This window comes from Nocardioides sp. LML1-1-1.1 (assembly GCF_040676175.1).
GTDB lineage: Bacteria > Actinomycetota > Actinomycetes > Propionibacteriales > Nocardioidaceae > Nocardioides.
On record NZ_JBEGHK010000004.1, the window covers coordinates 20,921 to 46,194 of the forward strand.

Here is a 25,274-nt window from a genome sequence, read left to right on the forward strand (position 1 = left end):
TCGGCCGCGTCAGGTGGACGCCTCGGTGACCGCTGGGACAGGTGGGGTCAGCCGACGAGCCGGACGCCCTGGCAGGTCGGGGTCGGGATCGCGAAGACGTCCGCGCCCCCGACCTGGAGACCGAGCATCTTCGACAACGGGGTGATGATCGCGCTCTGCAGCGCGGTGAGTAGTGGGTTCAGCGAGGCGGCGACGCCCGACAGGATCGGGTTGAGCACCGTGCTGTAGAGCGGGTCCGCGTTCAGCACGAGCTTCGTCTGGTTGCCCAGCAGGCCGTAGTTGATCGACATCTTCGTGGTGCCCGTGGTCTGGGCGGTGGCCGGGCCGAGGATCACGCCGCTGCCGCTTCCGGCCGGGACGGTGTACGCGCCCGGGATGGGGAGGGTGACCTCCTTGGAGTACGACCCGGTCGGCGGTGCGTTCACGTTCACCGCCAGCCCGGTGTCGAGCTGGATCTCCGGTGGGTTCAGCAGGCTGCCCAGGCCGAGCAGGCTGAGGATCTGGCCGAGCAGGCCACCGCTGCCGAGCAGGGGCACGCTCACCTTGACGTGCGCCCCGAGCGAGGCGTTGACGTTGATGTTGCCGACGACCGACGAGGAGAGCGCGACCTTGACGAAGTCCGGGCCCGCGGCGTTGCAGTGGACCGAGGCGAGGGTGGCGATCGCCCGGCCGACGTCGAGGTCGAGGCTCACCTTGGTCTCGTCGAGGCTCACCCCGACGCTCGCGAGGCCCAGGATCGACACGTTGAGGGACCGGGCCGGGATGGTGGCGGTGACCCGCAGCCGGACCTGGGCGGTCTCGGCCGGCTTGTTCTTGCAGCCCTGTCGCGGGGCCTCGATGACGGTCAGCGAGGTGGTCGTGCTGACCACGCCGGGCAGGCTGATGCCCAGGCTCGGCACGTTGACGGCGTGCCCCTCGTTGGCGACCAGCGCGGCGGCGGTCACCAGGTCCAGCACGTTGATCGTGGAGTCCAGCGCGGCGGAGTCGGACGGCGCGGCGTTGATGAGCGAGCCGATGGCGAGGGTCGGGGTGGCGGCGGCGATGTTGATCGCCCGGAGGATGTTCGCCTGGGCCAGCTTGCCCTGGGAGTCGAGCACCTTGGCGGCCGCGACGAAGAGCTTGCCCACGCTGACGTTGTCGAGCTGCAGCAGCTCGTCGACGGTCCCGACGCCGAGGCCCCCGACCTGGACCAGCGAGAGCAGCGAGATGTTGCTGGTCGCCAGGCCCTGGTAGCTGACCAGGTTGAGGTTCAGGCTGCTGCCGAGCAGGGCGTTGAGCAACGGGTTGAGCAAGGTGCCCTGGCTGCTGTCGAGCGAGGCGATGAAGGACCCCACCCGGAAGCAGGCCGACTCCTCCGACTGCGCGACCGCGTCGCGGCTGGCGGCACCGGTCGCGACACCGGTGAAGCTGCGGAAGGCGAAGTTGACGTTCGTGTCGGCGCGCACCCGCACCGCCGACGGTACGTCGGCCGCGGCGAGCTCCACGAACGAGCCGTTGCGCAGCTCGCCCAGGTCCCAGTCCAGGTCCGGCGCGGAGCCGAGGGTGTCGCCGTTGCGCGCCAGGCTCTTGGCCATCTGGGCGTCCATCGTGCTGGCGAGCTGCGCGGACGTGCGCCCGTCGAGGTTGCGCGCGAGGTCGAGGGCGACCACGTCGGCGAGCGCCTGCATGTCGCGCCGCGCGGTGCGCTGCATGCCGAGGTCGACGGCGAAGGCCGCGATGATCAGCAGCACCAGGGTCAGCGCCACACCGACGATGACGGCGGCGGCGCCGCGCTCGTCCCGACGGCCCGGGGCGGGCCGGCGGAGCATCAGCTCACCCTCGCGACCGCGGAGTAGCGGAGGCGGTCGGGCAGGACGAGACCGACGCCCGGAACGGGCAGGAGCGGGTGGTCGTCGTAGGCGTAGTCGATGGTGACGGTCACGCACCTGACCGAGGCGGCCTCGCCGGCGCAGGTCGCGACCGAGACGTTGCAGGTGCCGACGTTGTCGCCGTCGCGGGTGAGCGTGCCGTTGTTGCCGCAGGAGACGCCGTAGGTGCCGAGGGCGTCGTTCATCGCCCGGGTGGCGTCGGAGACCTGGTTCGAGCTCACCTGCGAGACCGCCGCGGCCCGGGCCCCCTCCGCGGCCGCCTGGCTGATCGCCTGGCGGAAGCTGAGCATGTAGCCGTAGCTGATGATGCCGAACACCAGGAGCAGCAGGATCGGCATGATGAGGGCGAATTCGACCGCCGCCGCACCGCGCTGCGTGCGCCACCTTCTCAGCACTCGTCGCCCCATCGGCTCGGCCTCCCCGCCCTTGCTCCCCTGACGCGCCTCCCGAGCGGCGATCTCCGCAGGATAGTGGCGCGCGTCACCACGGGGGAACGAATCCCTGGTGTTTCTGCCCGTCCGAGGGGGGCGGCCTAGTCCGTTGGGACTAGCCGGTGCGCCGGCGCTCATCCGACGAGCCGCGGGTGCGCGCAGGTCACGCCGACGCCGTAGACGTCGGCACCGGCCAGGCGCAGCCCGACCATCCGTGCGACGGGTCCGATGAAGTCGTTGTTGATGTTCGCCACGAGCGGCGTCAGGGTCTTCTCCAAGAAGCCCTTGCCGCTGGTGACCAGCACGTTGACGATCGGGTTGGTGATCGCGGTGACGGCGGACAGCGTGGCGCTCTTGGCGTTGAGCTTGACCGAGCTGACCGTCGGCACGACGGAGGCGGTGTCGAGGTAGATCGAGGAGCCCGTCGAGATCGGCGTCTTGTCGTTCGGCGGGATCTTCAGGTCGGCCCGGGAGGTGCCGCCGCTGTTGGTGGTGCCGATGGTCAGCCGCACCTCGACCTCCAGCGAGATCTTGCTGCCGAGGGTGAGGATGTTGCCCAGCAGATTGGTGAGCACCGAGGTGAGCCCCAAACCGATCAGGTCGCTGAGCTTCACGTCGGCGGCGATGCTCACGTCCGCGTACAGCTGGTACGTCGCCAGGCTGGTCCCGACCGAGACGCTCATCGTCGACGGGTCGTTCGCCGTCCCGTTGCCGCAGTGCACGGCCGGCGGCGCGACCAGCCGCCCGGTGCCGCCGCCCGCGGTGATCTGCAGCAGACCACTGCCCTTGGGGGTCTGCAGGGTGCCGAGGCCCGGGACGCTGAGGCTGGGCATGTTGGTGAAGAGCACGCCGACCGAGCCGTTGAGCTGGGAGGTGTCGGCGACGGCCTGGCTGGTGTTGGGGGCGCCGCAGGCGAGCTCGGCGGCGGAGACGAGGTTGATGCCGCCGGTGTACTGGTAGCCGACGCCGGGGACCTGGCCCTGGATGTTGGGCACCCCCAGGAAGTGCTTGCCGTCGGCCAGCCGTGCGGAGGCGACGAGGTCGAGCACGTCGAGGTCGATCTTCATCGCCGCGGTGTCGCTCGGCGCCACGTGCAGCACGTCGGCGAGCCTGATCGTCCCCACGCTCGCGGTGACGGTGGTGCTCAGGAGCTGGTTGAGCGCCTGGATGGCGACCGTGTTGTCGGTGGACTCACGGCCGAGCGCGTCGATCATCGCCCGGATCAGGGTGGCGTAGCTGATCGGGCTGCTCAGCAGCGCCTCCGGCGTGCCGACGTACGGCGAGGCGACGAGCTGGTCCAGGCGCAGGTCGGCCACGGCGAGCCCCTGGTAGCTGAGCAGGCCGAGCTTGACGCCGAGCAGGTCGCCGAGCGGCGCCAGCACGGTGCTGTCGCCGGAGCGGATGGCCGCGACGAAGGAGCCGAGCCGGAAGCAGGCGGTCCCGGAGCTCTCGGCGGCGGCCGAGCGCAGGGCGGTGCCGGAGTCGCGCCCGGTCACGCCGGCGAAGCCGAAGGCGACCTCGGTGCTGGCGGAGACCCGGACCGCGGTCGGCACCCCCGAGGACATCTCCAGGAACTGCCCGTTGCGCATCTGGCCGACCCGGTAGGTCAGCTGCGGGGCGCCGGTGCCGACCGCGTCGGCGTTCCGGGCGGTGCTCGCCCGCAGCTCGGCGTCCAGCGCCGGGCGCACCTCGGCGACCGTACGGCCGTCGAGCTCGCGGGCGAGGTCGAGCGCGACGAGGTCGGCGATCGCCTGCATGTCGGAGCGAGCGACGCGCTGCACCCCGAGGTCGACGACGAACGCCGAGCCGGCCATGAGCACGGCCAGCACGACCACCATCACCAGGGTGACGGCGCCCCGCTCGTGCCGTGCCTTCCGACGCCGGAGCAACATGGCGCCCTCCCCGCTGCCTGTCGCACGCGGACAGCCCTGCTTGCTGCCCTCCGGTTCCTGGTCGGCAGCACGGGCCACGGCGCGAGCGCCGGAGCGGGATTCGGGACGAAGTCCCGCAGGTTCAGGACTTCGGGAGCTCCAGGTCCGAGGTGGCGAGCTCCTCGACGTTGACGTCCTTGAAGGTGAGCACCTTGACGTTCTTCGCGAAGCGGGCCGGGCGGTACATGTCCCACACCCACGCGTCGGTGATGGTCACCTCGAAGAAGACGTCGGTGCCCTCGGAGCGCGCCTTCACGTCGACCGAGTTGCACAGGTAGAACCGGCGGTCGGTCTCGACGACGTACTTGAAGATCCCGGCGACGTCGCGGTACTCCCGGTAGAGGTTCAGCTCCTGCTCGGTCTCGTACTTCTCGAGGTCCTCGGCGCTCACGGGGGCGACTCTAGCCCTCTCCCCCAGGCAGCGGCTCCAGACCGGCCGCGCGTCGTACGTTGACGAAGCGCATCCGGTGCACCGGCGAGGGACCGTGCACCTCCAGCGCCGCGCTGTGGGTCGCGGTGATGTAGCCCTTGTGGGTCCGGAAGTCGTACGCCGGCCACTCGCCGTCGAGCTCGACCATGATCCGGTCCCGGGTGACCTTGGCCAGCACCGACGCCGCCGCGACGCAGGCCGCGACCCGGTCGCCCTTCCACATCGCGACCCCGGGCACGCCGAGCCCGTCGACGGGGAACCCGTCGGTGAGCACGTACGACGGCGCGACGTCCAGCTTCGCGACCGCCCGGCGCAGCGCCTCCACGTTGGCGACGTGCATGCCCAGCCGGTCGCACTCGTCGTGCGGCAGGACCACCACCGACCAGGCCAGGGCGCGCTTGACGACCTGCTCGTAGCAACGCTCGCGTGCGGCGGCGGTCAGCAGCTTGGAGTCCGCCAGGCCCGGGACGATCCCGGCCTTGCCCGGCGGCAGGATCGCGGCGCCCGCGACCAGCGGGCCCGCGCAGGCCCCGCGGCCGGCCTCGTCGACACCCGCGATCGGCTCCAGGCCGTGGCGACGCAGCGCCCGCTCGTAGCCGTAGATGCCGGCGTCGCGTCGTACCGTCGCGCCCTTGGGCAGGATGGACATGGCCCGGCTAGCTCCCCGGGAGCGCGTCGAGCTTCTTCGCCTTCTCCAGGAGGTCGGCCGGCGGCGAGTCGGGGACCTTATCGAAGACCTCAGGGCGGCTGATCCAGCGCCAACGGTCGCGCGGCCAGATCAGCGTGAAGACCTTGCCGACGACCAGGTCGGTGTCGACCCACGGGCTCTGCGTGCACGGGTCGTCGTCGGGGTTGCACAGGTGGGCGCGCGAGTCGGCGGAGTGCCCGCGGTTGTCGCCGAGCACCAGCAGCTTGCCGGCCGGGACCGGGCCGATCGTCCAGCTGCACCGGCCGCCGAACGCCGAGCCCTTGCGCACCGGCCAGTCGTCGAGCAGCTCGGCGTTGCAGGCGCCGGGGTCGGGGCCGAGGTAGGACTTCTCGTCGATCGCGACGCCGTTGACCTCGATCCGGCCCTTCGCGTCGCAGCAGACCACGACGTCGCCCGCGGTGGCGATGACCCGCTTCACGAGGTGCCCGCCCGTCGGGTAGAGCCCGACCTTCGAGAGCAGGTTGGCGACGCCGGTGGGGCCCTGGTCGTCGGTCTCGCTGAGCCAGTTGCCCGGGTCCTCGAAGACGATGACGTCGCCGCGCTGCGGCGAGCCGCCGAACCAGTACGACACCTTCTGCACCAGGATCCGGTCGTTCTTGACCAGGCCCGGCTCCATCGACTCCGACGGGATGTAGAACGCCTGCACGAACACGGCCTTGATGACCACCGCGAGACCCAGCGCCACGGCGAGCAGCAGGATGCTCTCCTGCCAGACCGGCAGGTGCTTGCGGGCGGGCTTGTCGGAGTCCCGGGGGCCGCGCGGGCCCTCGTCCTCCACCGCGGCGTGGTCGGGGCCCTCGGCTGCCGCGTCGCCTGCCGTCTCGTCGGTCGTCACGATGCCTGAGTCTAGGCACGTGCCCCTGGAGAAAAGCACGAAGGCCCGACCGTTGCGGTCGGGCCTTCGTCAAGCGGCGGGGCTCACGCCTCGCGACGCTCCTTGATCTTGGCCTTCTTGCCGGTGAGGTTGCGCAGGTAGTAGAGCTTGGCGCGACGCACGTCACCGCGGGTGACGACCTCGATCTGCTCGAAGATCGGCGAGTGGAGCGGGAAGGTCCGCTCGACACCGACGCCGAAGGAGACCTTGCGGACCGTGAAGGTGCGGCCGACGCCGGAGCCGTGCACGCGGATCACGACGCCCTGGAAGACCTGGACGCGGGAGCGGTTGCCCTCGACGACCTTGACGTGGACCTTGACGGTGTCACCGGCGCGGAAGTCGGGGACGTCGTCACGCTTGACGGCGTTGCCGATCTCGGTCACGACGGCGGGGCTGGGGTTGCTCATGATTCTCCTCGCGAGTGCCACAGGTCAGCCGCGGAACTAGGTGTTGGATCGTGGTGGTGCGCGGTCGACGATTCCCCTGTGGCAGAAGCGTCCGCGACACCGACGAAGAATCTTCCCACAGCGGCCGACGCCACCGGTAATCCGCGGCTGCGACAATACGAGCCATGCAGCGCGACTGGGAGCCGCACCGCGCGGAGGTCCGGCCCTGGCGGCAGCGCACCCCGCGCGGCCCGCGCGCGGACCGGCTGCTGCACGAGGTCACCGTCAGCCTGCCGCCGTACGTCGCCGAGCGGGAGCTGCCGATGGACCGGCAGCTGAGCGCGATGACCGCCGCGTGCGCTGGTGACCTGAGCCACCTCGACCTGGTGCACGGGCGCACGCTCAGCGCGCTCAACCACCTGCTGCTGCGCACCGAGGCGGTGGACTCCTCGAAGATCGAGAACGTGGACGCCAGCCTCGCCGACTACGGGCGGGCGCTGCTCGGGGTGGGCGCCAACGCCTCCGCCGTCTCGATGGCGTCCGCGACGGCGGCGTTGACCCGGATGATCGCCGACGCCGACCGCACCCGCGCGATCCGCCGTGAGGCGATCCTGCGGGCGCACCACGACCTGTTCCGCCGCACGCCCTCGGAGGCGCACCGCGCCGGCACCCTGCGCACCACGCAGAACTGGGTGGGCGGCAGCGACTGGTCGCCGCTCGGGGCGCTGCACGTGCCTCCCCCGCCGGAGACCGTCTCGGCGTACCTCGACGACCTGCTCGCCTTCGCCGACCGCGACGACCTGCCTCCGGTGGCCCAGGCCGCGATCGTGCACGCCCAGTTCGAGTCGATCCACCCGTTCATCGACGGCAACGGCCGGATCGGGCGCACCCTGATCCATGCCGTGCTGCGCCGCCGGCGCGCCACGCGCCACCTCACCGTGCCGATCGCCTCGGCGCTGGTCGCGCACCGGGAGCGCTACTTCGCCGCGCTCGGCGACTACCGCGCCGGTCAGGCCGCGACGATCGTCGCGATGCTCGCCTCGGCTGTGCGGATCGCCACCGCGGAGTCCTGGGTGACCGCCACCCGGCTGCGCGAGGTGCGGACGGGCTGGGGCGAGGCGGTCGGGGGCTCCCGGCCGGGCACCGCCCCGCACCGCACCCTCGACCTGCTCGTCGAGGAGCCGATCGTCAACCCGGCCCTGGTGGCCGGGCGGATCGGGGTGGCCGAGGACGAGGCCGCCGCGGTGCTCGACGCGCTGACCCGCGCCGGTGTGCTGCGCCGGGCGCCCCGCTCCCGCCGGGCCCCGGTCTGGCTCGCCGGTGCGGTGCTCGACGAGGTGGCCGGCCTCAGCGACCGGATCCAGGCGTCCAGCCGCCGGATGCGCAGCGCCTGAGCACGCTTGTAACTACGTGTCCAGGCCTCTACCAGGGTGGTAGACCACCCGGGTAGAGGCCACAACGCCCGGGTAGATGTCTCGGCGGCCCGCCCCCACGACAGGCCGCCGAGGCACGACAGGCCCGCCCCGGCGTACGGGACGGGCCTGTCGGGTCGGTGGGATCAGTCGATGGCGTAGCCGCCGCCGTGCAGGGCGAGGTCGATGCCCGCGACCTCGTCCTCCTCCTTGGCGCGGAAACCGATCGTCTTCTCGATGACCGTGCCGATCACCCAGGCCATCACGAAGGAGTACGCCGCGACGCCGAGCGAGGTCACCACCTGGGTGCCCAGCTGGTTGAGGTTGCCGCCACCGGTGAACAGGCCGGTGTCGGTGGCGAAGAAGCCGAGGAACCAGCAGCCGATGAAGCCGCCGACCATGTGGATGCCGACCACGTCGAGCGTGTCGTCGAAGCCGAGCTTGAACTTCAGGTCGATGGCGAAGGCGCAGACCGCGCCGGCGATGAGGCCGAGCAGCAGCGACCAGATGGGCGAGAGGAAGGCACAGGCCGGGGTGATGGCGACCAGGCCGGCGACCGCACCCGAGGCGGCGCCGACCGCGGTGGCCTTGCCCTCCTTGAACTGCTCGACGAGCATCCAGCCGATCATCGCCGCCGCCGGGGCACCGATCGTGTTGAGGAAGATCAGGCCCGCGCCGGCCTCACCGGTGTTGAGGCCGGTGTTGAAGCCGAACCAGCCGAACCACAGGATCGCCGCGCCGATGAGCACCAGCGGCACGTTGTGCGGCTGCGCCTCCTCCTTGGAGAAGCCCACCTTGCGCTTGCCGAGCACCAGGGCGAGCGCGAGCGCCGCGGCGCCGGCGTTGATGTGGACCGCCGTACCACCGGCCCAGTCCATGGTCGCGGTGTCGCCGAAGCCGAACTTGCCGACCCAGCCGGTCATGCCGTCGTCGTCGAACGCCCAGACCCATCCCTGGACGAGGAAGTACACCGTGGTGGCCCACACGCCGGCGAAGAGCATCCAGGGCCAGAAGCGCGCACGGTCGGCGATGGCTCCCGAGATGAGCGCGACCGTGATGATGGCGAAGCTGGCACCGAACGCGACGCCGGCGAGCGGCGAGCCGTCGGTCACCTTCGAGAGGTCCTCGAGGGCGAAGTCGGAGAACGGGTTGGCCACGAAGCTGCCGAGGCCGTCCCCGTCGAGCAGGCCCATGTTGAACCCGTAGAGGATCCAGAGCACGCTGACGAGGCCCATCGAGCCGAAGCTCAGCATCATCATGGAGACGACGCTCTTGGACTTCACCAAGCCGCCGTAGAAGAACGCGACGCCGGGCGTCATGAAGATGACCAGTGCGGTGCTGAGCAGCAGCCATGCGGTCGAGTCGGTCATTGGTACCTCTCGGGTGTCTCGGGAACCGTCGGACCCGACTCTCGACCCGTGCGGTTTCAACCGGAGGAGACCGTCGTTTCGCCGGTGTTACAGGTTCCGCGAGCGTGTGACGCGCCCGTGAACGCTCAGCGCCGCTTGGTGAGGGTGACCGTGTGCGGCGGTCCCGGCAGGTCCGGGCGCAGCCGGAAGCCGGCCTTCTTGTAGAGCCGCTGGTTGCGGGCGCTGGCCGCCCCCGTGAAGAGCTGGTACGACGTGACCTGCTCCGGTGCGACCGCCTGGATGTGCTCCAGGAGCACCCGCCCCAGGCCGCTGCCCTGGAGGTCGGGGGCGACCATCACCCGGCCGATGTCCCAGGTCGTGGCGTCCTCGAGCTTGCCCCGGGCGGCAGCGACCAGCCGCCCGGCCCGGCGCACCACCCAGGTGTCCCACTCGGCCAGCCCGGCGCGCACGTCGTCGAGCGACTCCTGCAGCGCCGGGATGTCGAGGGTGTCGTTGGCGAGGGCCTCCTGCAGCCAGCAGGCGCGCTGGAGGGTGAGGATCTCCCCCGCGTCGGCCGGCACCGCACGGACGATCGGGCTGCCGTCGTCTAGGACGGAGGGGTGCAGCAGGTCCGGCCTGCGCAGCGCCGTACGACGGCGCGCCTCCTCCGCCCGCCAGGCCGCGACCCGCCCGTGGTCGCCACTGAGCAGCACCTCGGGCACCTCGCGGCCCTGCCAGGTGCGGGGCTTGGTGTAGACGGGGTACTCCAGCAGGCCGCCCTCGGCGTGCGACTCCTCCACGAGCGAGTCGGCGTTGCCCATGAAGCCGGGCAGCAGCCGGACCACGGCCTCGGTGACGGCGAGCGCCGCGACCTCGCCCCCGTTGAGGACGTAGTCGCCGAGGCTGATCTCGCGCACCTCCGCGATCTCGCGGGCGTGGTCGATCACGCGCTGGTCGATGCCCTCGTAGCGCCCGCACGCGAAGACCAGCCGCTCGCGCCCGGACAGCTCCGCGGCGAGGCGCTGGTCGAAGGGCTCGCCGGACGGCGTCGTGAACACGACGGTGGTGCCGGCCCCGACCCCCAGCGCGCCGAACGCCTCGCCCCACGGCTCGGGTTTCATCACCATGCCGGCGCCGCCGCCGTAGGGCGTGTCGTCGACGGTGTGGTGCCGGTCGGTGGCCCACTGGCGCAGGTCGTGGACCCGCACGTCGAGCAGCCCGCTCGCCGCGGCCTTGCCGGGCAGCGAGAGCTCCAGCGGGGCGAAGAAGTCGGGGAAGATGGTGAGGTAGTCGAGCCTCACTGCTCGGCCTCGTCGTCGGGGAAGGGCGTCACCAGGCCCGGCCGGTCGGCGATCACGACCCGGCCGCCCGCGAGGTCGACCTCGGGCACCAGCGCGCTGACGAAGGGCACCAGCGCCTCGCGCCGGTCGGGGGTCTTGATCCGCAGCAGGTCCTGGGCACCGTGGACCAGGCCGACGACCTCGCCGAGCGCGGTGCCCTCGGTGTCGTACGCCGCGAGGCCGACCAGCTGGTGGTCGTAGAACTCCTCCGGGTCGGCCGGCGTCTCGTCAGCGGGTACGACGGCCCGCAGCACCACCCCGCGCGCGGCCTCGGCCGCGGTGCGGTCCGCCAGCTCGGCGAAGGTGGCGAGCAGGACACCCTGGTGCCAGCGGGTCCGCGCGACGGTCAGCGTCCTGGCGGCGAACGCCGAGCCGCGGGGCGCCTCGGCCTGGAGGACGGCGCCGTCGACGTAGCGTCGCTCGGGCTCGTCGGTGCGCACGTCCACGGTGACCTCGCCGCGGATTCCGTGCGGCTTGCCGATCCGGCCGACGACGACCTCGAGCGATTCCATGGGCTCATTGTCCCGGAATTGCGAGCAGCCCCGCACATCGGTGCGGGGCTGCTCGGTGCAGCGGTCAGCGGCGGTCGGTGTCGACGAAGTCGATCCGGGTGCTGCTGTTGCCGGCGATCGCGGAGACGACCGTGCGGAACGCGGTCGCCGTGCGGCCGCCGCGGCCGATCACCTTGCCGAGGTCGTCGGGGTGCACCCGGACCTCGAGGATCGAGCCGCGTCGCAGCTGCTTGTCGCGCACGACCACGTCGTCGGGGTGGTCGACCACGCCGCGGACGAGGTGCTCCAGCGCGTCGGCGAGCATCGGCTCAGGCCTCCGCGGCGGGAGCCTCGGCCTCGGCGGCCGGCTCCTCGGCGGGGGTCTCGGCAGCAGCCTCGGCGGGCTTCTCCTCGACCTTCTCGGCCTTCTCCTTCTTCTCGGCCTTCTTGGTCACCGCCGCGCCCTTGGGCTCGTTGGCGGCCTCCTTGAGGGCCTCGTTGAAGATCTCCAGCTTGTCGCGCTTGGCGTCCTTGACCTTCAGGGTGCCCTCGGCGCCCTCGATGCCCTTGAACTTCTGCCAGTCGCCGGTGACCTTGAGGATCGCCTCGACGGCCTCGGACGGCTGCGCGCCGACGCCGAGCCAGTACTGGGCCCGCTCGGAGACGACGTCGATGTACGACGGGTCCTCCTTGGGGTGGTACTTGCCGATCTCCTCGATCACGGCGCCGTCACGCTTCTTGCGCGAGTCGACGATCACGATGCGGTACTGCGGGACCCGGACCTTGCCCAGGCGCTTCAGACGGATCTTGACGGCCACGTTTGTGGTGTCTCCTTGAGAATTGGTGTGGGTGGAGGCGGGACCACCAGGTGGGGAACACCGGGGCCCGGTCTCGATGGGCGCCGTGACCACCGGTTGAGAGGGACCGGAGGACACAGAACTCAGCCAGCAAGTCTGCCAGATGTGTCGAGCCCTGCCGAATCGGGCACGATCGGCGCCATGAGCCAGCCCGTCGCCCCTCGTCCGGTCGGTCGCTCAGGCATCTGGATCGGGGTCGCCCTCATGGTCGCCGCCGTCCTCGTCCTGGTCGCCGCCGGGGTCATCTTCTGGCGCTCGCTGAGCGGGGACGCCTCCGTGGTGGACGCCGACGGCCGGCCGCACCAGGTCACCGTGCCCGCCGACGAGACCTACGGCGTCTTCCTCACCGGCTCCCGCCCCGCGACGTGCACGATCCTCGACGGCGGGGACGAGGCCGACCTCGGCCCGGTGTCGGGCTCCTACGAGGTCAACCAGTGGACCGCCGACCGCGAGTTCGAGACCGGCAGCGGCGACCTCACCGTCACCTGCACCGCCACGACCCCGGAAGCCGAGGTGCGGCTCGGCCCGCTGCCGAGCATCGGCGGCGTGGTCGGCGCGATCTTCGGCGGCCTGTGCCTGGCCGGGCTGCTCGGCGTCGGCGGCCTGGCCCTGCTCGTGGTGACGGTCGTCCGCCGGAGCCGGGCCGTCCGCTGAGTCAGGCGTAGACCCGCCCGCGCAGCACCACGGCCGAGGGCTCCTGCAGCACCGAGAGGTCCTCGACCGGGCTGCGCGGGTAGACCACGAAGTCGGCGGGGTCACCCTCGTCGAGGCCGGGGTTCCAGCCCAGCCAGGCCCGGGCCCGCCAGGAGGCGGCACCCAGGACGTACTCGTTCGACAGGCCCATCTCCGCCATCGCCCGGATCTCCTCGTGCAGCACGCCGTGGCGCGCCGAGCCGCCGCCGTCGCTGCCGACGTAGAGCGCGACACCGGCCTCCTGGGCCTGCATGAGCACCTCGCGGCGGCGGGCGTGGAGCCGCTCCATCGTGTCGGCGTACGCCGGGAACTTGTCGCGACCTGCGGAGGCGAAGCCCGGGAACTTCGAGGTCTGCAGCACCGTCGGCACCAGCGCGACCCCGCAGGCGACCATCCGCTCGATGTGCGCCTCGGTGAGCCCGGTGCCGTGCTCGATGCAGTCGATCCCCGCGTCCAGCAGCGGGCCCAGGGAGTCCTCGCCGAAGCAGTGCGCGGTGACCTTCGCCCCCAGGGAGTGGGCGACCCCGATCGCCGCGGCGACCGCGTCGGCGGGGAAGGACGGCGCCAGGTCGCCCTCCTCGCGGGAGATCCAGTCGCCCACCAGCTTGACCCAGCCGTCGCCCGCACGGGCCTGCTCGGCGACGGTGTCGGCGAGCGCGTCGGGCTCGACCTCGGCGCCGTACCCCTTGAGGTAGCGGCGGGTGCGCGCCACGTGCCGCCCGCACCGGATCAGCCGCGGCAGGTCGTCGCGCTCCTGCACCCAGCGGGTGTCGGCGGGCGAGCCGCAGTCGCGGGTGAGCAGCACGCCGTTGGCGCGGTCGAGGAGCGCGGTCCGCTCGATCTCCTCGTCCGAGACCGCTCCCCCGTCCTCGAGGCCGAGGTGGTTGTGGGCGTCGACCAGGCCGGGCACGATCCAGCCCTCGGCCGCGGTCTCCGCGCCCGCGGGCCGCTCGTAGGTGACCCGGCCGTCGAGGACGAACACCTCCCGCGTCTCGCCGTCGGGCAGGACCGGACCGGAGAACCGCAGTGCACTCACCCGGCCGACGCTACCGAACCGCCCGGACGCCCGCCCGGAAGGCCGGACCGGGCCTGTCCAGCCGGGCGCGACGGGTGCATGCTGACCCCGAGCAGGCGCCACTCGGGGCGCCCGCCCCAGAGAACGGACCTCCGATGCGCCCTCGTCTCCTCGCCCTCGCCGCCGCGTCGCTCGCGGCGATCGCCGCCACGAGCACCGTCCCGGCCACCGCCGACGACAGCTCCCCGGACCCGCTGCAGTACGCCGCGCTGGGCGACAGCTACAGCGCCGCCTCCGCGGTCCTCCCGCTCGACACCTCGAACCTGCTGTGCGCCCGCTCCCTGCGCAACTACGGGCACCTGATCGCCGACGAGCTGGACGCCGAGCTCACCGACGTCACCTGCGGCGGCGCGCTGTCGCGCGACATCACGAATCGCGACATCCGGTTCAACCCGCCGCAGCTCGACGCGGTCACCGCCGACACCGACCTGGTCACCTTGACCGTCGGCGGCAACGACAACCTGACCTTCGCCGCGGCCATCGCCGCGTGCGGCTCCGCCGGCATCGCCAGCCTCGGCATCGGCAAGCCCTGCACGACCCTCTACGGCGACCTCTTCGTGAGCTCGATCCGCACCAGCGTCTACCCCCAGATCCGCACCGCGCTGGCCGCCATCCGGGCCAAGGCGCCCGGCGCGACGGTCGCCGTGCTCGGCTACCCGACGATCCTGCCGCCCACCAAGGGCTGCTACACCAAGCTGCCGGTCGCGCCCGGGGACGTGCCGTACGTCAACCAGATCCAGGCGACGGTCAACGAGGTCGTCGCGAGGGCCGCGGCCGACACCGGTGCCACGTTCGTCGACTTCGCCCAGCTCTCGAAGGGCCACGACGCCTGCCAGCCGGCCGGGGTGCGCTGGATCGACCCGCTGTTCCCGACCACCTCGCCGATCCACCCGAACGCGCTGGGGCAGCAGGAGATGGCCCGGCACACGCTCGAGGTGCTCGGCCTCGGCTGAGCCCGGCACTCAGAGGTACGACAGCAGCCAGGTCGGCGACAGGGTCGTCGCCCCGACCCCGTGCACGCGGGCGTCCAGGGCACGGTCGGCGGTGACCACCACGACCCGGTGACCCCGCTCGGCGGCCTGCTGCGCCTGCGTCACGATCGTCGCGTCACCGTCCTTGGCGGCGTGCACGGTGGTGACGTGGGCGTCCTTGCCGGGACGGACGCCGCCCTTGGCCTGGCCCTCGAGGACGAGCACCACGGCGTCGTACGGGACGTCGGCGACGAGGAGCTGCTCGTGCAGCCGCCGCGCGGCACCGGCGCGGTCCTTCCACCAGCCGTCGGGGCGGGCCCCGACGACGTTGGCGCCGTCGACGACGAGGACCGACCTCACGACGGGCTCACTTGAGGAACTTCGAGAAGTCCTTCGGGAGCTGCAGGTTCTCGGCCGCCGCCTCGTAGTCGACGTCCTGGCCGATGCCGAACGGGTTCGGCTTGGCCTCGGCGGCCTTCGCCTTCGCCGCCGCGGCCTCCTGGGCGGCCTTGGCCGGGTTGCCCGACTTGCGGGCACCCTTGCCCTTGGTCTGCTTGGCCTTCTGCTTGGCGCTGACCCGCTTGCCGCCGCCGGGACCGCCCATGCCGGGCATGCCCGGCATGCCGGGCATGCCGCCGCCCTTGGCCATCTGCATCATCATCTTGCGCGCCTCGAAGAAGCGGTCGACGAGGCCGTTGACGTCGGAGACGCTGCGCCCGGAGCCCTTGGCGATGCGGGCCCGGCGCGAGCCGTCGATGATCTTCGGGTTCGCCCGCTCGGCGGGCGTCATCGAGCGGATCAACGCCTCGACCCGGTCGATCTCGCGCTCGTCGAAGTTCTCGATCTGGTCGCGGATCTGGCCCATGCCCGGCAGCATCTTCAAGATGCTGGTCATCGAGCCCAGCTTCTTCAGCTGCTGCATCTGCGACAGGAAGTCGTCGAGGGTGAAGTCGCCGCCGGTGAGCTTCTCCGCGGCGCGCATCGCCTCCTCCTGGTCGAAGGCCTTCTCGGCCTGCTCGATCAGGGTGAGGATGTCGCCCATGTCCAGGATGCGCGAGGCCATCCGGTCGGGGTGGAAGACGTCGAAGTCGGTCATCTTCTCGCCGGTGGAGGCGAACATGACGGGCTTGCCGGTCACCTGGCGGATCGACAGCGCGGCGCCACCGCGGGCGTCGCCGTCGAGCTTGGTCAGCACCACGCCGTCGTAGCCGACACCGTCGAGGAAGGCCTGCGCGGTGGTGAGCGCGTCCTGGCCGATCATCGCGTCGACGACGAAGAGGACCTCGTCGGGCTGGACGGCGTCGCGGATCCCGGCGGCCTGGGCCATCATCTCGGAGTCGACGCCGAGGCGGCCGGCCGTGTCGACGATGACCACGTCGTGCAGCTTGCGCTTGGCCTCCTCGATCGAGGCCTTCGCGACGGAGACCGGGTCGCCGGTGCCGTTGCCGGGCTCGGGCGCGAAGACCGGCACGCCGACCTTCTCGCCGTTGACCTGCAGCTGCTGGACGGCGTTGGGGCGCTGGAGGTCGCAGGCGACCAGCAGCGGGGACTTGCCCTGCTCCTTGAGCCAGCGGGCCAGCTTCGCCGCGAGCGTGGTCTTGCCGGCGCCCTGGAGGCCGGCGAGCATGATCACGGTCGGACCGGACTTGGCGTACCGCAGCCGGCGGGTCTCGCCGCCGAGGATCTGCACGAGCTCGTCGTTGACGATCTTGACGACCTGCTGGGCGGGGTTCAGCGCGCCGCTGACCTCCTCGCCGCGGGCCCGCTCCTTGACGGCGGCGACGAAGTCCTTGACCACGGGCAGGGCGACGTCCGCCTCGAGCAGCGCGATCCGGATCTCGCGGGCGGTCGCGTCGATGTCGGCCTCGGAGAGCCGCCCCTTGCCGCGCAGGTTCTTGAAGGTCGCGGAGAGCCGGTCGGAAAGTGTGGCGAACAAGAGCGTTGCGTCCTCGTGGGATTCGTCGGTAGAAAGTGGTCCTCGAACACCGATCGTAACCGGCGCAGGCCCAGGCCTCCGCGTCCGCGGTGGGCGTCCGAGCGTACTGCGCCGGTGCCCGGCACCCGCGCGGTGGTCGGGAGTGCCATCGGGGGCACCCCGCCAGGGTCAAGGAGGATCCGGATGGCGACCGCAACACCCGTACGACGACCGGGCGGCCCGCGCCGCCGTCCCACTCCCGCCGCGATCGCGATCTGGGGCGGCATCGCCGTCGTCGGGGCGGTCTGCTGGACGGTGCTCGCCCTCTCCCGTGGCGAGGAGGTCTCGGCGCTGTGGATCCTGTTCGCGGCGCTGGCGTCGTACGCCATCGCCTACCGGTTCTACGCCCGCTTCATCGCCGACAAGGTGCTCGAGGTCGACGACACCCGGGCGACCCCGGCGGAGCGGCTGGAGAACGGGCAGGACTTCGACGTCACCGACCGGCGGGTCCTCTTCGGGCACCACTTCGCCGCGATCGCCGGCGCCGGACCGCTGGTCGGCCCGGTGCTCGCCGCGCAGATGGGCTACCTGCCCGGCACCATCTGGATCATCGTCGGCGTGATCCTGGCCGGCTGCGTCCAGGACATGATGGTCCTCTTCTTCTCGATGCGCCGCGACGGCAAGAGCCTGGGCCAGATGGTGCGCGACGAGATCGGCGTCATCGGCGGCACCGCCGCGCTGGTCGCGGTCTTCGCGATCATGATCATCCTGCTCGCGGTGCTCGCGCTGGTCGTGGTCAACGCGCTCGCCGAGTCGCCCTGGGGCGTCTTCTCGATCGGGCTCACCATCCCGATCGCGCTCTTCATGGGCGTCTACCTGCGCTACCTCCGTCCGGGCCGGGTCAGCGAGGCCACCGCGATCGGGGTCGCGCTGCTGCTGCTCGCGATCATCGTCGGCGGCTGGATCGACGACACCGGCCTCGGCGACGCGCTCACGCTGTCGCACGAGACGTTGACGATCTGCCTCATCGTCTACGGCTTCGTCGCCTCGGTGCTGCCGGTGTGGATGCTGCTCACGCCGCGCGACTACCTCTCGACGTTCATGAAGGTCGGCGTCATCCTGCTCCTCGCCGTCGGCCTGGTGCTGGCCCACCCGGTGCTCAGCGCCGACGCGGTGACGTCCTTCGCGAAGCACGGCGACGGCCCGGTCTTCGCCGGCAACCTCTTCCCGTTCGTCTTCATCACCATCGCCTGCGGCGCGCTCTCCGGCTTCCACGCCCTCATCGCCTCGGGCACGACCCCGAAGATGATCGCCAAGGAGAGCCAGGTCCGGATGATCGGCTACGGCGGCATGCTGATGGAGTCCTTCGTCGCCATCAGTGCCCTCATCGCCGCCTGCGTGATCGACCAGGGCCTCTACTTCGCGATGAACAGCCCCGCCGGTGCGACCGGCGGCACCGCCGCGAGCGCCGCCGAGTTCGTCGGCACGCTGGGCTTCACGCTCTCCCCCGACACGCTCACGTCCGCGGCCGCGGCCGTGCAGGAGCCGACCCTGATCTCGCGCACGGGCGGCGCACCCACGCTCGCGGTCGGCATCTCGCAGATCTTCACCGACGCCTTCGGCGGCGGCCTCGCGGCGTTCTGGTACCACTTCGCGATCATGTTCGAGGCCCTCTTCATCCTCACCGCGGTCGATGCCGGCACCCGGGTGGGCCGGTTCATGCTGCAGGACACGATCGGCAACTTCTGGCCGCGCTTCGGGGACACCTCGTGGAAGCCCGCCGCGTGGGGCGCCAGCGCGGTCGTCGTGGCCGCCTGGGGCTACATGCTGTACGTCGGCGTGACCGACCCCCTCGGTGGGATCAACCAGCTCTTCCCGCTGTTCGGCATCAGCAACCAGCTGCTCGCCGCCATCGCGCTGGTCCTGTGCGTCACGCTGATGCTCAAGCACGGCAAGGCGAGGTGGGTCTGGGTCCCGCTCGTCCCGTTGGTGTGGGACCTGGTCGTCACGATGACCGCGTCCTGGCAGAAGGTCTTCTCCGACGACCCGGCGATCGGCTACTTCGCGCAGGCCGACCGCTACCGCGACGCCCGGGACGCCGGCGAGCTGCTCGCGCCCGCGAAGGACGCCGGCCAGATGGACCAGGTGATCACCAACTCCACCACCAACGGCATCCTGCAGCTCGCCTTCGCCGTGCTGGTGCTGGTGGTCGTGGCGAACGCCGCGGTGGTGTGGGTGCGCGCACTGCGGGCCGGCGGGCTGCCCACCACGGAGGTGCCGCCGACGCCCTCGCGGATCGTGGCCCCGGCGGACTTCTTCGCCACGGCGGAGGAGAAGGCCGCCGTACGCGAGTGGGAGGAGGCGCGGACATGAGCGTCCTGGTCCGGGCCTGGCGCGGCCTGCGCTGGTACGTCCGTGAGTCGACCGGCGAGGCCCGCTGGGACGCCTACGTCGACCGGTGCGCCGCGTCCGGCGAGGAGCCGATGACGCGGCGCGCCTGGGAGCGGCACCGCGCCGAGCACGAGGAGCGCAACGCGCCGACGCGCTGCTGCTGAGGTGGGCTGACCTACGCTGGGCGGGTGACGACGGTGCTGGTCCTGGTGGGCGCGGGGCTGCTGCTCCTCGTCCTCGTCGTGGTCGCCGGCCACCGCATCCTGCGCACGGGCGGCCCTTCCTCCAGCGGGATGGCCGACGGGCTGGGCAGCTTCATCGACGTCTTCGACCCGGCCCGGGCGCGTGCCGACCAGGACCTGAAGTCGCACCAGAACCAGGGCACGGTGATCCCGAACCCCGAGGACGACGACCCGCCGGTGGTCGTGGACCTCGTCAAGAAGGTCGCGCGGATCAGGCTCCGGTGATGGCCGCGCGGACCGCGTGCGCGGCCTCGGCGGCGCGGGTCTCCGACAGCGCGCCGGCGGCCTCCTCCTGGACGTAGAACACGTCCACCGCCTGGGGGCCCAGCGTGGAGACGTGGGCCGAGCGCACCGTCATCTGGAGCCGCGCGAGCGCGGCGCTGACCTGGTAGACGACGCCGAGCCGGTCGGCCGCACGCACCTCGATGACCGTGGCGTGGTCGCTCGCCTCCGGCCGTACGACGACCGTCGGGTCCAGCTCGCCCTCGGGCACCGGGCGCGGCGCGAGCCGGGTGGCCGGGTCGACCCGGCGGGCGGTGATCCCGTCGAGCTGGTCGCGCAGGGCGCCCGGGTCGAGGTGCTCGTCGGCGACGTCCCAGGCCGAGACGGCGACCTCCTCCTGCGACCAGACCCGGGCCGCGCGCACGGGGACCCGGCGCAGCGCGAACATCGCCGCGACGTCGGCCAGCAGGCCGACCCGGTCCGGCGCCACGATCGTGACCCGGGCGCCGTCGACGACGGGCTCGACGGTGATCGCGGTGTCCCCGCGCAGGGCGAGCTCGGGGACCTCGATCTCCTCGACGGGGAAGGCCGGGGGCACGCTTCCCTGCTGCAGCGCGGCGCGGGCCCGCCGGGACAGGTCGAGGATGAGTCCGGCCCGCCAGGAGGACCACGCCTTGGCGGAGGCGGCCTTCGCGTCGGCCTCGCTGAGCGCGGTCAGCAGGGCCAGCGCCTCGGGCGTGCGGATGTGCTCGGTGAGCGCGTCGATGGTGGCGGGGTCGTCGGGATCGCGGGTGGTGGCGAGGTCGGCGAGGAGCAGGTGCCAGCGGACCAGCTGGCCGATCAGGTCGACCTCCTCGGCACCGAAGCCCATCCGCTCGGCGATCTCGCGGGCGATCGGCGCGCCGGCGACGCTGTGCTCGGTCAGCCCTCCCTTGCCGATGTCGTGCAGCAGCGCGGCCACCACGAGCACGTCGGGCCGCGACACCTCGCGGATCAGCGCCGAGGCCTCGACGCAGGTCTCCACGACGTGCCGGTCGACGGTGAAGCGGTGGATGGCCGAGGCGTGCGGCAGCAGCCGGATCCGCTCCCACTCGGGAAGGATCCGGCTGAGCGCGCCGGTCTCCTCCAGCGTCTCCCACACGCCGAGCAGCCCGCGCCCGGCCGCGAGCAGGCGGACGACCTGCTGGCGCGCCTCGTCGGGCCACGGGTCCGGCAGCGGGGGGCACTCGCGCACCAGCCGGGCCGCGGTGGGCGGCGCGAGCACCACGTCACGGGTCGCGGCCTCCGCGGCCGCACGCAGCAGCAGCACCGGGTCCTCGCTCGGGCGGGCGCCCTTGTCGAGGACCACCTCGCCCTGGGCGAGCGCCACACCGGGGGCGATGCGGTCGAGGGCGGGGCGTCGCGGCCTCGCGGCCGGCGTACGACGCAGGGCGTCGTCGGTGCGCCGCCACGCCAGCCGCGACAGGTGGGTCACCCGGCGGCCGAGCTCGCGCACGTAGCGCTGGGCCGCGCGCTCGTCGGGCAGGTCGAGGCCCTCGGCCAGCGGCTCCCAGTGCTCCGGCGCGATCCGGTCGGTCGCCCGGCCCGCCGTCTCGTGCAGCACGTCGCGGACGTCGAGCAGCTGCATGCGGCAGCGCTCCAGGTCGGCGGCCGGCACGTCGACCAGCCAGGTCGCGGTGAGGCTCTTGAGCACCGTCGCGTCCCGCAGCCCGCCCTCGGACTCCTTGAGGTCGGGCATCGACAGGTGCGCGAGCTCACCGAGCAGGCGGTGCCGGCTGCGGACGATCTCGTGCAGCTCGGGCAGGCGCTGGCGCGCCTGGCGCCGCCACTGCGCCAGGATCGTGGTCCGCAGCCGGATGGTGAGGTTGTAGTCGCCCGCGACGTGGCGCACGTCCAGCAGCCCGGAGGCGACCCGGACATCCGCCTCGGCCGCGGTGAGCATCTCCGAGAGCGAGCGCACGGAGTGGTCGAGCTTGGCGCCGGTGTCCCACAGCGGGTACCAGACCTGGCCGGCCATCTCCGCCCACCGCTCACCCAGCTCCTCGGCCACGCCCTCGTCGGAGACGAGAACCAGGTCGAGGTCGGAGAACGGCGCCATGTCGCCGCGACCGTAGCCACCGACCGCCACCAGCGCGGCGCCGGTGTCGAGACCGCCCGCGTCGTCGTAGGCCTTGGCGCACAGGGCGTCCGCGGACTCCGTGCGGGCGGTCCGGTCGGCAGCGGTCACGCGTGGCTCAGACGGCCGCGGGGCCGGTGTCGCCGGTGCGCACCCGCACGACCGACTCGACCGGGGTCACCCAGATCTTGCCGTCGCCGACCTTGCCGGTCTGGGCGGCCTTGGTGATGGTCTCGACGATCTGCTCCACGTCGTGGTCGTCGGCGACGATCTCGATGCGCACCTTCGGCACCATCGCGATGTCGTACTCCGCGCCGCGGTAGACCTCGGTGTGGCCCTTCTGCCGGCCGTAGCCGCTGACCTCGCTGACGGTCATCCCGTTGACGCCGACGGCCTCGAGCGCCTGCCGCACGTCTTCCCACTTGTGCGGCTTCACGACCGCGCTGATCAGCTTCATGGGTGCATGCTTCCAGTACCGGGGCCGAAATGGGGGCGAGCACCGCCGGTGACGTGCAGGTCGTACGCCGTCTCCGCGTGGATCACCAGGTCCACGCCGGCCACCTCGTGCTCCGGGTCGACGCGGAACCCGATCGTCTTCTCCAGCACCCAGACCAGGATCGCGGTGGCGGTGAAGGAGTAGAGCAGGGTCGCGCCGGCGGCCACGAGCTGCTTGCCGAGCTGGTCCGCGCCGCCGCCGTAGAGCAGGCCGTCGACGCTGGTCACGTCGGACGACGCCAGCAGGCCGATGATGATCGTGCCGACCAGGCCGCCGACGAGGTGGACGCCGACGACGTCGAGCGAGTCGTCGTACTTGAAGGTGTACTTCAGGCCGACCGCCAGCGCGCAGATCGCGCCCGCCGCGATGCCGACCACCATGGCGCCGATCGGCGTCACCGAGCCGCAGGACGGGGTGATCGCGACCAGGCCGGCGACCACGCCCGAGGCCGCGCCGAAGGACGTCGCGTGCCCGTCGCGGAAGCGCTCGACCGCGAGCCAGGCGAGCAGGCCCGTGCAGCCGGCGAGCAGCGTGTTCACGAACACGATCGCCGCGGTGTTGTTGGCCGCGAGCGCGGAGCCCGCGTTGAACCCGAACCAGCCGAACCACAGCAGGCCCGCCCCGACCATGACCAGGGTCAGGTTGTGCGGCTTCATCGGGTCGCGGCCGAAGCCGACCCGCCTGCCGAGCACCAGCGCCGCGGCGAGACCCGCGGCGCCGGAGTTGATCTCGACCGCCGTACCGCCGGCGAAGTCGAGGGCGCCCAGCTTGTTGGCCATCCACCCGCCGACGTGGTCGCCCGCGGAGAAGTCGAAGATCCAGTGCGCGACCGGCGCGTAGACGAGCACCGTCCACAGCCCCGCGAACACCAGCCAGGTCCCGAACCGGGTGCGGTCGGCGATCGCGCCCGCGATCAGGCCCACGGTGATCACCGCGAACAGGCCCTGGAAGGCGGCGAAGATGGTGATCGGGTACGCCGCGTCCGGGTCCGCCTCGAGCATGCCCTTGAAGCCGGCGTACTGCGTCGGGTCGCCGAGCAGCCCGCCGCCGAGGTCGTCGCCGAACGCGATCGAGTAGCCGACGAGGACCCACACGACCATGACCACGGCGAGCGCGCCGAAGACCATCATCATCATGTTGAGGACGCTCTTCGAGCGGACCATGCCGCCGTAGAAGAACGCCAGGCCGGGGGCCATCAGCAGGACGAGAGCGGCCGCGGCGAGCAACCAGGCGGTGTCACCTGAGGCCGTGGACGCAGCGGCGGAGGCCAGGAGCGGTTGAGGCATCCCGTCACTCTGCGGGCGCATTGTTACCGCCGTGTAACGCGTCTCCCAGTACGCGTTACACGGCGGTGAATGCCTCTGCTCGGGCTGTCGGCGCTCAGAGGGCGGCGGTGTCCTTGTCGCCGGTGCGGACCCGGACCACGGTGTCGACCGGGCTCACCCAGACCTTGCCGTCGCCGATCCGGCCGGTGTGCGCCGTCTTGGTGACGATGCCGACGACGTCCTCGGTGTCGGCGTCGTCGACGACGATCTCGATCCGGATCTTGGGCACCAGCGCGATGTCGTACTCCGCGCCCCGGTAGACCTCCGTGTGCCCCTTCTGGCGGCCGTAGCCGCTGACCTCGCTCACCGTCATCCCGGTGACGCCGAAGGTCTCGAGGGCCTCGCGGACGTCCTCCCACTTGTGCGGCTTGATGACCGCCGTGACCAGCTTCATGCGCGCTACCTCTCGCTTCAGGGGGTGAGGATCGAGGTACGACGGGCGCCGCCGCCGGTACCGAGATCGTAGGCGGACTCGCCGTGCTCGACGAAGTCGATGCCCTCGACCTCGTCGTCGGGGTCGAGCCGCAGCCCGATCGTGTACTTGATGCCCAGGCCGACCACGAGCGTGGCGATGCCCGACCAGACCATGGCGAACACCGCGACCGCGAGCTGGACCACGAGCTGCTTCGCGCCGCCGCCGGTCAGCAGGCCGCCGCCGTTGGAGGCCAGGAAGCCGACGCCGATGGTGCCGACCAGGCCGCCGACGAGGTGGACGCCGACGACGTCCAGCGAGTCGTCGTACCCGAAGCGGTACTTCAGGCCGACAGCCAGGGCGCAGACGCCACCGGCGACGAGGCCGAGCACGATCGAGCTCCAGGGCACCAGGTTGCCGCAGGCCGGGGTGATCGCGACCAGCCCGGCCACGACGCCGGAGGCGGCACCGAGCGAGGTCGCGTGGCCGTCGCGCAGCTTCTCCACGGCCAGCCACCCGAGCATCGCCGCACAGGTGGCGAGCGTGGTGTTCAGCCAGACCAGGCCGGTCTCGGTGGTGTAGGCGTCGATGTTGACGATCGAGCCCACGTTGAAGCCGAACCAGCCGAACCAGAGCAGGCCCGCGCCGATCATCGTCAGGGTCAGGTTGTGCGGCTTGAAGGGCTCCTTGCCGAAGCCGATCCGCTTGCCGAGCAGCAGCACCAGCACCAGGCCCGCGACACCGGCGTTGATGTGGACGACCGTGCCGCCGGCGTAGTCGATCGGCGCGACCTCGGCGCCGTCCGGGCCGGAGAACAGCAGGTCGGCCAGGCCGCCCTGGACGCCGCTGAGGAAGCCGCCGCCCCACACCATGTGCGCGAGCGGGAAGTAGGACAGGGTCACCCAGATCGGCAGGAACACCAGCCAGGCCGAGAACTTCAGCCGGTCCGCCACCGCGCCGCTGATCAGCGCCGCGGTGATCACCGCGAAGGTCAGCTGGAAGGCCACGAACACGTAGTTCGCCGGGTCGGTCTGCTCCAGCCCGAACTCGTGGAAGGGATTGGCGAAGAGCTTCGCGAACTCCTTGCCCGTGTGGCCGTCGACATCCGCGAAGGTCGCGCTGTACGACATCGACCAGCCCCACAGGGCGTAGACGATGCCGACCACGCCCAGGGCGCTGAACGACATCATCAGCATGTTGAGGACCGACTTGGTCCGGCTCATGCCGCCGTAGAAGAGCGCCAGGCCAGGGGCGGTCATCATCAGGACGAGCGAGGCCGACACCAGCATCCAGGTGTAGTAGCCGTTTTCCATGCCCCGAAGGCTCGTCGGCGTTGAT

Annotated in this window: 26 protein-coding genes; 6 read left to right on the forward strand and 20 right to left on the reverse strand. The window is 71.8% G+C overall.

Annotation, left to right across the window (positions count from 1 at the left end):
- Positions 1 to 47: 47 nt before the first annotated feature.
- The 7 genes from MRBLML1_RS15190 to rplS form a co-directional block, all read right to left on the reverse strand.
- Positions 48 to 1,808 (reverse strand): pilus assembly protein TadG-related protein, encoded by a 1,761-nt coding sequence (locus tag MRBLML1_RS15190; protein ID WP_364517374.1) that lies wholly within the window; start codon positions 1,806 to 1,808, stop codon positions 48 to 50.
- The gene (locus MRBLML1_RS15195) at positions 1,808 to 2,437 is read right to left on the reverse strand and encodes a TadE/TadG family type IV pilus assembly protein (RefSeq protein WP_364517376.1); all 630 of its coding nucleotides are present in this window, start codon (positions 2,435 to 2,437) and stop codon (positions 1,808 to 1,810) included. Before MRBLML1_RS15195 ends, MRBLML1_RS15190 begins: the two co-directional genes overlap by 1 nt.
- Positions 2,434 to 4,191, reverse strand: a complete 1,758-nt coding sequence (locus MRBLML1_RS15200; RefSeq protein ID WP_364517378.1) for a hypothetical protein — start codon at positions 4,189 to 4,191, stop codon at positions 2,434 to 2,436. The genes MRBLML1_RS15195 and MRBLML1_RS15200 overlap by 4 nt, the downstream gene beginning before the upstream one ends.
- A gap of 121 nt (positions 4,192 to 4,312) precedes the next feature.
- Positions 4,313 to 4,621, reverse strand: coding sequence for a DUF2469 domain-containing protein (locus tag MRBLML1_RS15205; RefSeq protein ID WP_364517380.1), 309 nt, complete (start codon positions 4,619 to 4,621; stop codon positions 4,313 to 4,315).
- A gap of 10 nt (positions 4,622 to 4,631) precedes the next feature.
- Positions 4,632 to 5,309, reverse strand: a complete 678-nt coding sequence (locus MRBLML1_RS15210) for a ribonuclease HII (protein ID WP_364517382.1) — start codon at positions 5,307 to 5,309, stop codon at positions 4,632 to 4,634.
- A 7-nt stretch (positions 5,310 to 5,316) separates the two neighbouring features.
- Positions 5,317 to 6,204, reverse strand: coding sequence for a signal peptidase I (gene lepB, locus MRBLML1_RS15215; protein ID WP_364517384.1), 888 nt, complete (start codon positions 6,202 to 6,204; stop codon positions 5,317 to 5,319).
- An 83-nt stretch (positions 6,205 to 6,287) separates the two neighbouring features.
- Positions 6,288 to 6,650: a 50S ribosomal protein L19 gene (rplS, locus tag MRBLML1_RS15220; protein ID WP_364517386.1), complete on the reverse strand. Its 363-nt coding sequence runs from the start codon at positions 6,648 to 6,650 to the stop codon at positions 6,288 to 6,290.
- 164 nt (positions 6,651 to 6,814) lie between these two features.
- Here rplS and MRBLML1_RS15225 point away from each other — a divergent pair, with 164 nt between their 5' ends.
- Entirely contained in the window at positions 6,815 to 8,023 is a 1,209-nt protein-coding gene (locus MRBLML1_RS15225) for a Fic family protein (RefSeq protein ID WP_364517388.1), read from the forward strand.
- A gap of 164 nt (positions 8,024 to 8,187) precedes the next feature.
- On the opposite strand, the gene MRBLML1_RS15230 is transcribed toward MRBLML1_RS15225, so the two are convergent.
- The 5 genes from MRBLML1_RS15230 to rpsP form a co-directional block, all read right to left on the reverse strand.
- On the reverse strand, positions 8,188 to 9,411 hold the full coding sequence (locus MRBLML1_RS15230; RefSeq protein ID WP_364517390.1) for an ammonium transporter: 1,224 nt from the start codon (positions 9,409 to 9,411) through the stop codon (positions 8,188 to 8,190).
- Between the two features lie 125 nt (positions 9,412 to 9,536).
- Positions 9,537 to 10,691, reverse strand: a complete 1,155-nt coding sequence (trmD, locus tag MRBLML1_RS15235) for a tRNA (guanosine(37)-N1)-methyltransferase TrmD (protein ID WP_364517392.1) — start codon at positions 10,689 to 10,691, stop codon at positions 9,537 to 9,539.
- Positions 10,688 to 11,242, reverse strand: a complete 555-nt coding sequence (rimM, locus tag MRBLML1_RS15240; protein WP_364517394.1) for a ribosome maturation factor RimM — start codon at positions 11,240 to 11,242, stop codon at positions 10,688 to 10,690. The genes trmD and rimM overlap by 4 nt, the downstream gene beginning before the upstream one ends.
- A gap of 64 nt (positions 11,243 to 11,306) precedes the next feature.
- A complete protein-coding gene (locus tag MRBLML1_RS15245; protein WP_364517396.1) occupies positions 11,307 to 11,546 on the reverse strand; it encodes an RNA-binding protein in 240 nt (79 codons plus the stop codon).
- A gap of 4 nt (positions 11,547 to 11,550) precedes the next feature.
- A complete protein-coding gene (gene rpsP / locus MRBLML1_RS15250; RefSeq protein ID WP_364517398.1) occupies positions 11,551 to 12,039 on the reverse strand; it encodes a 30S ribosomal protein S16 in 489 nt (162 codons plus the stop codon).
- 180 nt (positions 12,040 to 12,219) lie between these two features.
- Here rpsP and MRBLML1_RS15255 point away from each other — a divergent pair, with 180 nt between their 5' ends.
- Positions 12,220 to 12,732, forward strand: coding sequence for a hypothetical protein (locus tag MRBLML1_RS15255; RefSeq protein WP_364517400.1), 513 nt, complete (start codon positions 12,220 to 12,222; stop codon positions 12,730 to 12,732).
- A gap of 1 nt (position 12,733) precedes the next feature.
- On the opposite strand, the gene MRBLML1_RS15260 is transcribed toward MRBLML1_RS15255, so the two are convergent.
- Positions 12,734 to 13,807: an amidohydrolase family protein gene (locus tag MRBLML1_RS15260; RefSeq protein ID WP_364517402.1), complete on the reverse strand. Its 1,074-nt coding sequence runs from the start codon at positions 13,805 to 13,807 to the stop codon at positions 12,734 to 12,736.
- 134 nt (positions 13,808 to 13,941) lie between these two features.
- On the opposite strand from MRBLML1_RS15260, the gene MRBLML1_RS15265 reads away from it, so the two are divergent.
- Positions 13,942 to 14,799, forward strand: a complete 858-nt coding sequence (locus tag MRBLML1_RS15265; RefSeq protein WP_364517404.1) for an SGNH/GDSL hydrolase family protein — start codon at positions 13,942 to 13,944, stop codon at positions 14,797 to 14,799.
- Between the two features lie 9 nt (positions 14,800 to 14,808).
- Here the strand turns inward: MRBLML1_RS15265 and MRBLML1_RS15270 are convergent, their stop codons facing one another.
- Both MRBLML1_RS15270 and ffh read right to left on the reverse strand, forming a co-directional pair.
- Positions 14,809 to 15,177 (reverse strand): NYN domain-containing protein, encoded by a 369-nt coding sequence (locus MRBLML1_RS15270; protein ID WP_364517406.1) that lies wholly within the window; start codon positions 15,175 to 15,177, stop codon positions 14,809 to 14,811.
- 7 nt (positions 15,178 to 15,184) lie between these two features.
- Positions 15,185 to 16,753, reverse strand: coding sequence for a signal recognition particle protein (ffh, locus tag MRBLML1_RS15275; RefSeq protein ID WP_364517408.1), 1,569 nt, complete (start codon positions 16,751 to 16,753; stop codon positions 15,185 to 15,187).
- Positions 16,754 to 16,936: 183 nt separating this feature from the next.
- On the opposite strand from ffh, the gene MRBLML1_RS15280 reads away from it, so the two are divergent.
- Genes MRBLML1_RS15280 through MRBLML1_RS15290 form a run of 3 tightly spaced genes read left to right on the forward strand, consistent with a single transcriptional unit; the run spans position 16,937 to position 19,590 of the window.
- Positions 16,937 to 19,105, forward strand: coding sequence for a carbon starvation CstA family protein (locus tag MRBLML1_RS15280; RefSeq protein ID WP_364517410.1), 2,169 nt, complete (start codon positions 16,937 to 16,939; stop codon positions 19,103 to 19,105).
- On the forward strand, positions 19,102 to 19,287 hold the full coding sequence (locus MRBLML1_RS15285) for a YbdD/YjiX family protein (RefSeq protein ID WP_364517412.1): 186 nt from the start codon (positions 19,102 to 19,104) through the stop codon (positions 19,285 to 19,287). Before MRBLML1_RS15280 ends, MRBLML1_RS15285 begins: the two co-directional genes overlap by 4 nt.
- Positions 19,288 to 19,311: 24 nt before the next feature.
- Complete coding sequence (locus MRBLML1_RS15290) at positions 19,312 to 19,590, forward strand: hypothetical protein (protein ID WP_364517414.1); 279 nt, start codon at positions 19,312 to 19,314, stop codon at positions 19,588 to 19,590.
- Here MRBLML1_RS15290 and MRBLML1_RS15295 read toward each other — a convergent pair.
- The 5 genes from MRBLML1_RS15295 to MRBLML1_RS15315 form a co-directional block, all read right to left on the reverse strand.
- Positions 19,577 to 21,814 carry a [protein-PII] uridylyltransferase gene (locus MRBLML1_RS15295; protein ID WP_364517416.1) on the reverse strand — a complete coding sequence of 746 codons (2,238 nt, stop codon included), beginning with the start codon at positions 21,812 to 21,814 and terminating at the stop codon, positions 19,577 to 19,579. The two genes, MRBLML1_RS15290 and MRBLML1_RS15295, sit on opposite strands and share 14 nt — an antisense overlap.
- A 7-nt stretch (positions 21,815 to 21,821) precedes the next feature.
- Positions 21,822 to 22,160: a P-II family nitrogen regulator gene (locus MRBLML1_RS15300; protein ID WP_364517418.1), complete on the reverse strand. Its 339-nt coding sequence runs from the start codon at positions 22,158 to 22,160 to the stop codon at positions 21,822 to 21,824.
- Positions 22,157 to 23,485: an ammonium transporter gene (locus tag MRBLML1_RS15305; protein WP_364517420.1), complete on the reverse strand. Its 1,329-nt coding sequence runs from the start codon at positions 23,483 to 23,485 to the stop codon at positions 22,157 to 22,159. Before MRBLML1_RS15305 ends, MRBLML1_RS15300 begins: the two co-directional genes overlap by 4 nt.
- 94 nt (positions 23,486 to 23,579) lie before the next feature.
- Positions 23,580 to 23,918: a P-II family nitrogen regulator gene (locus MRBLML1_RS15310; protein WP_364517422.1), complete on the reverse strand. Its 339-nt coding sequence runs from the start codon at positions 23,916 to 23,918 to the stop codon at positions 23,580 to 23,582.
- 17 nt (positions 23,919 to 23,935) lie between these two features.
- Positions 23,936 to 25,249, reverse strand: coding sequence for an ammonium transporter (locus tag MRBLML1_RS15315; protein ID WP_364517424.1), 1,314 nt, complete (start codon positions 25,247 to 25,249; stop codon positions 23,936 to 23,938).
- Between the last annotated feature and the right edge of the window lie 25 nt (positions 25,250 to 25,274).

Coding starts and splice junctions, on each gene's coding strand:
- MRBLML1_RS15190 (WP_364517374.1), bottom strand. CDS start 1,808: ATGCTCCGCCGGCCCGCCCCGGGCCGTCGGGACGAGCGCGGCGCCGCC.
- MRBLML1_RS15195 (WP_364517376.1), bottom strand. CDS start 2,437: ATGAGCGCCGGCGCACCGGCTAGTCCCAACGGACTAGGCCGCCCCCCT.
- MRBLML1_RS15200 (WP_364517378.1), bottom strand. CDS start 4,191: ATGTTGCTCCGGCGTCGGAAGGCACGGCACGAGCGGGGCGCCGTCACC.
- MRBLML1_RS15210 (WP_364517382.1), bottom strand. CDS start 5,309: ATGTCCATCCTGCCCAAGGGCGCGACGGTACGACGCGACGCCGGCATC.
- rplS (WP_364517386.1), bottom strand. CDS start 6,650: ATGAGCAACCCCAGCCCCGCCGTCGTGACCGAGATCGGCAACGCCGTC.
- MRBLML1_RS15225 (WP_364517388.1), top strand. CDS start 6,815: ATGCAGCGCGACTGGGAGCCGCACCGCGCGGAGGTCCGGCCCTGGCGG.
- MRBLML1_RS15230 (WP_364517390.1), bottom strand. CDS start 9,411: ATGACCGACTCGACCGCATGGCTGCTGCTCAGCACCGCACTGGTCATC.
- rimM (WP_364517394.1), bottom strand. CDS start 11,242: ATGGAATCGCTCGAGGTCGTCGTCGGCCGGATCGGCAAGCCGCACGGA.
- MRBLML1_RS15245 (WP_364517396.1), bottom strand. CDS start 11,546: ATGCTCGCCGACGCGCTGGAGCACCTCGTCCGCGGCGTGGTCGACCAC.
- MRBLML1_RS15255 (WP_364517400.1), top strand. CDS start 12,220: ATGAGCCAGCCCGTCGCCCCTCGTCCGGTCGGTCGCTCAGGCATCTGG.
- MRBLML1_RS15265 (WP_364517404.1), top strand. CDS start 13,942: ATGCGCCCTCGTCTCCTCGCCCTCGCCGCCGCGTCGCTCGCGGCGATC.
- MRBLML1_RS15280 (WP_364517410.1), top strand. CDS start 16,937: ATGGCGACCGCAACACCCGTACGACGACCGGGCGGCCCGCGCCGCCGT.
- MRBLML1_RS15285 (WP_364517412.1), top strand. CDS start 19,102: ATGAGCGTCCTGGTCCGGGCCTGGCGCGGCCTGCGCTGGTACGTCCGT.
- MRBLML1_RS15300 (WP_364517418.1), bottom strand. CDS start 22,160: ATGAAGCTGATCAGCGCGGTCGTGAAGCCGCACAAGTGGGAAGACGTG.
- MRBLML1_RS15305 (WP_364517420.1), bottom strand. CDS start 23,485: ATGCCTCAACCGCTCCTGGCCTCCGCCGCTGCGTCCACGGCCTCAGGT.
- MRBLML1_RS15310 (WP_364517422.1), bottom strand. CDS start 23,918: ATGAAGCTGGTCACGGCGGTCATCAAGCCGCACAAGTGGGAGGACGTC.
- MRBLML1_RS15315 (WP_364517424.1), bottom strand. CDS start 25,249: ATGGAAAACGGCTACTACACCTGGATGCTGGTGTCGGCCTCGCTCGTC.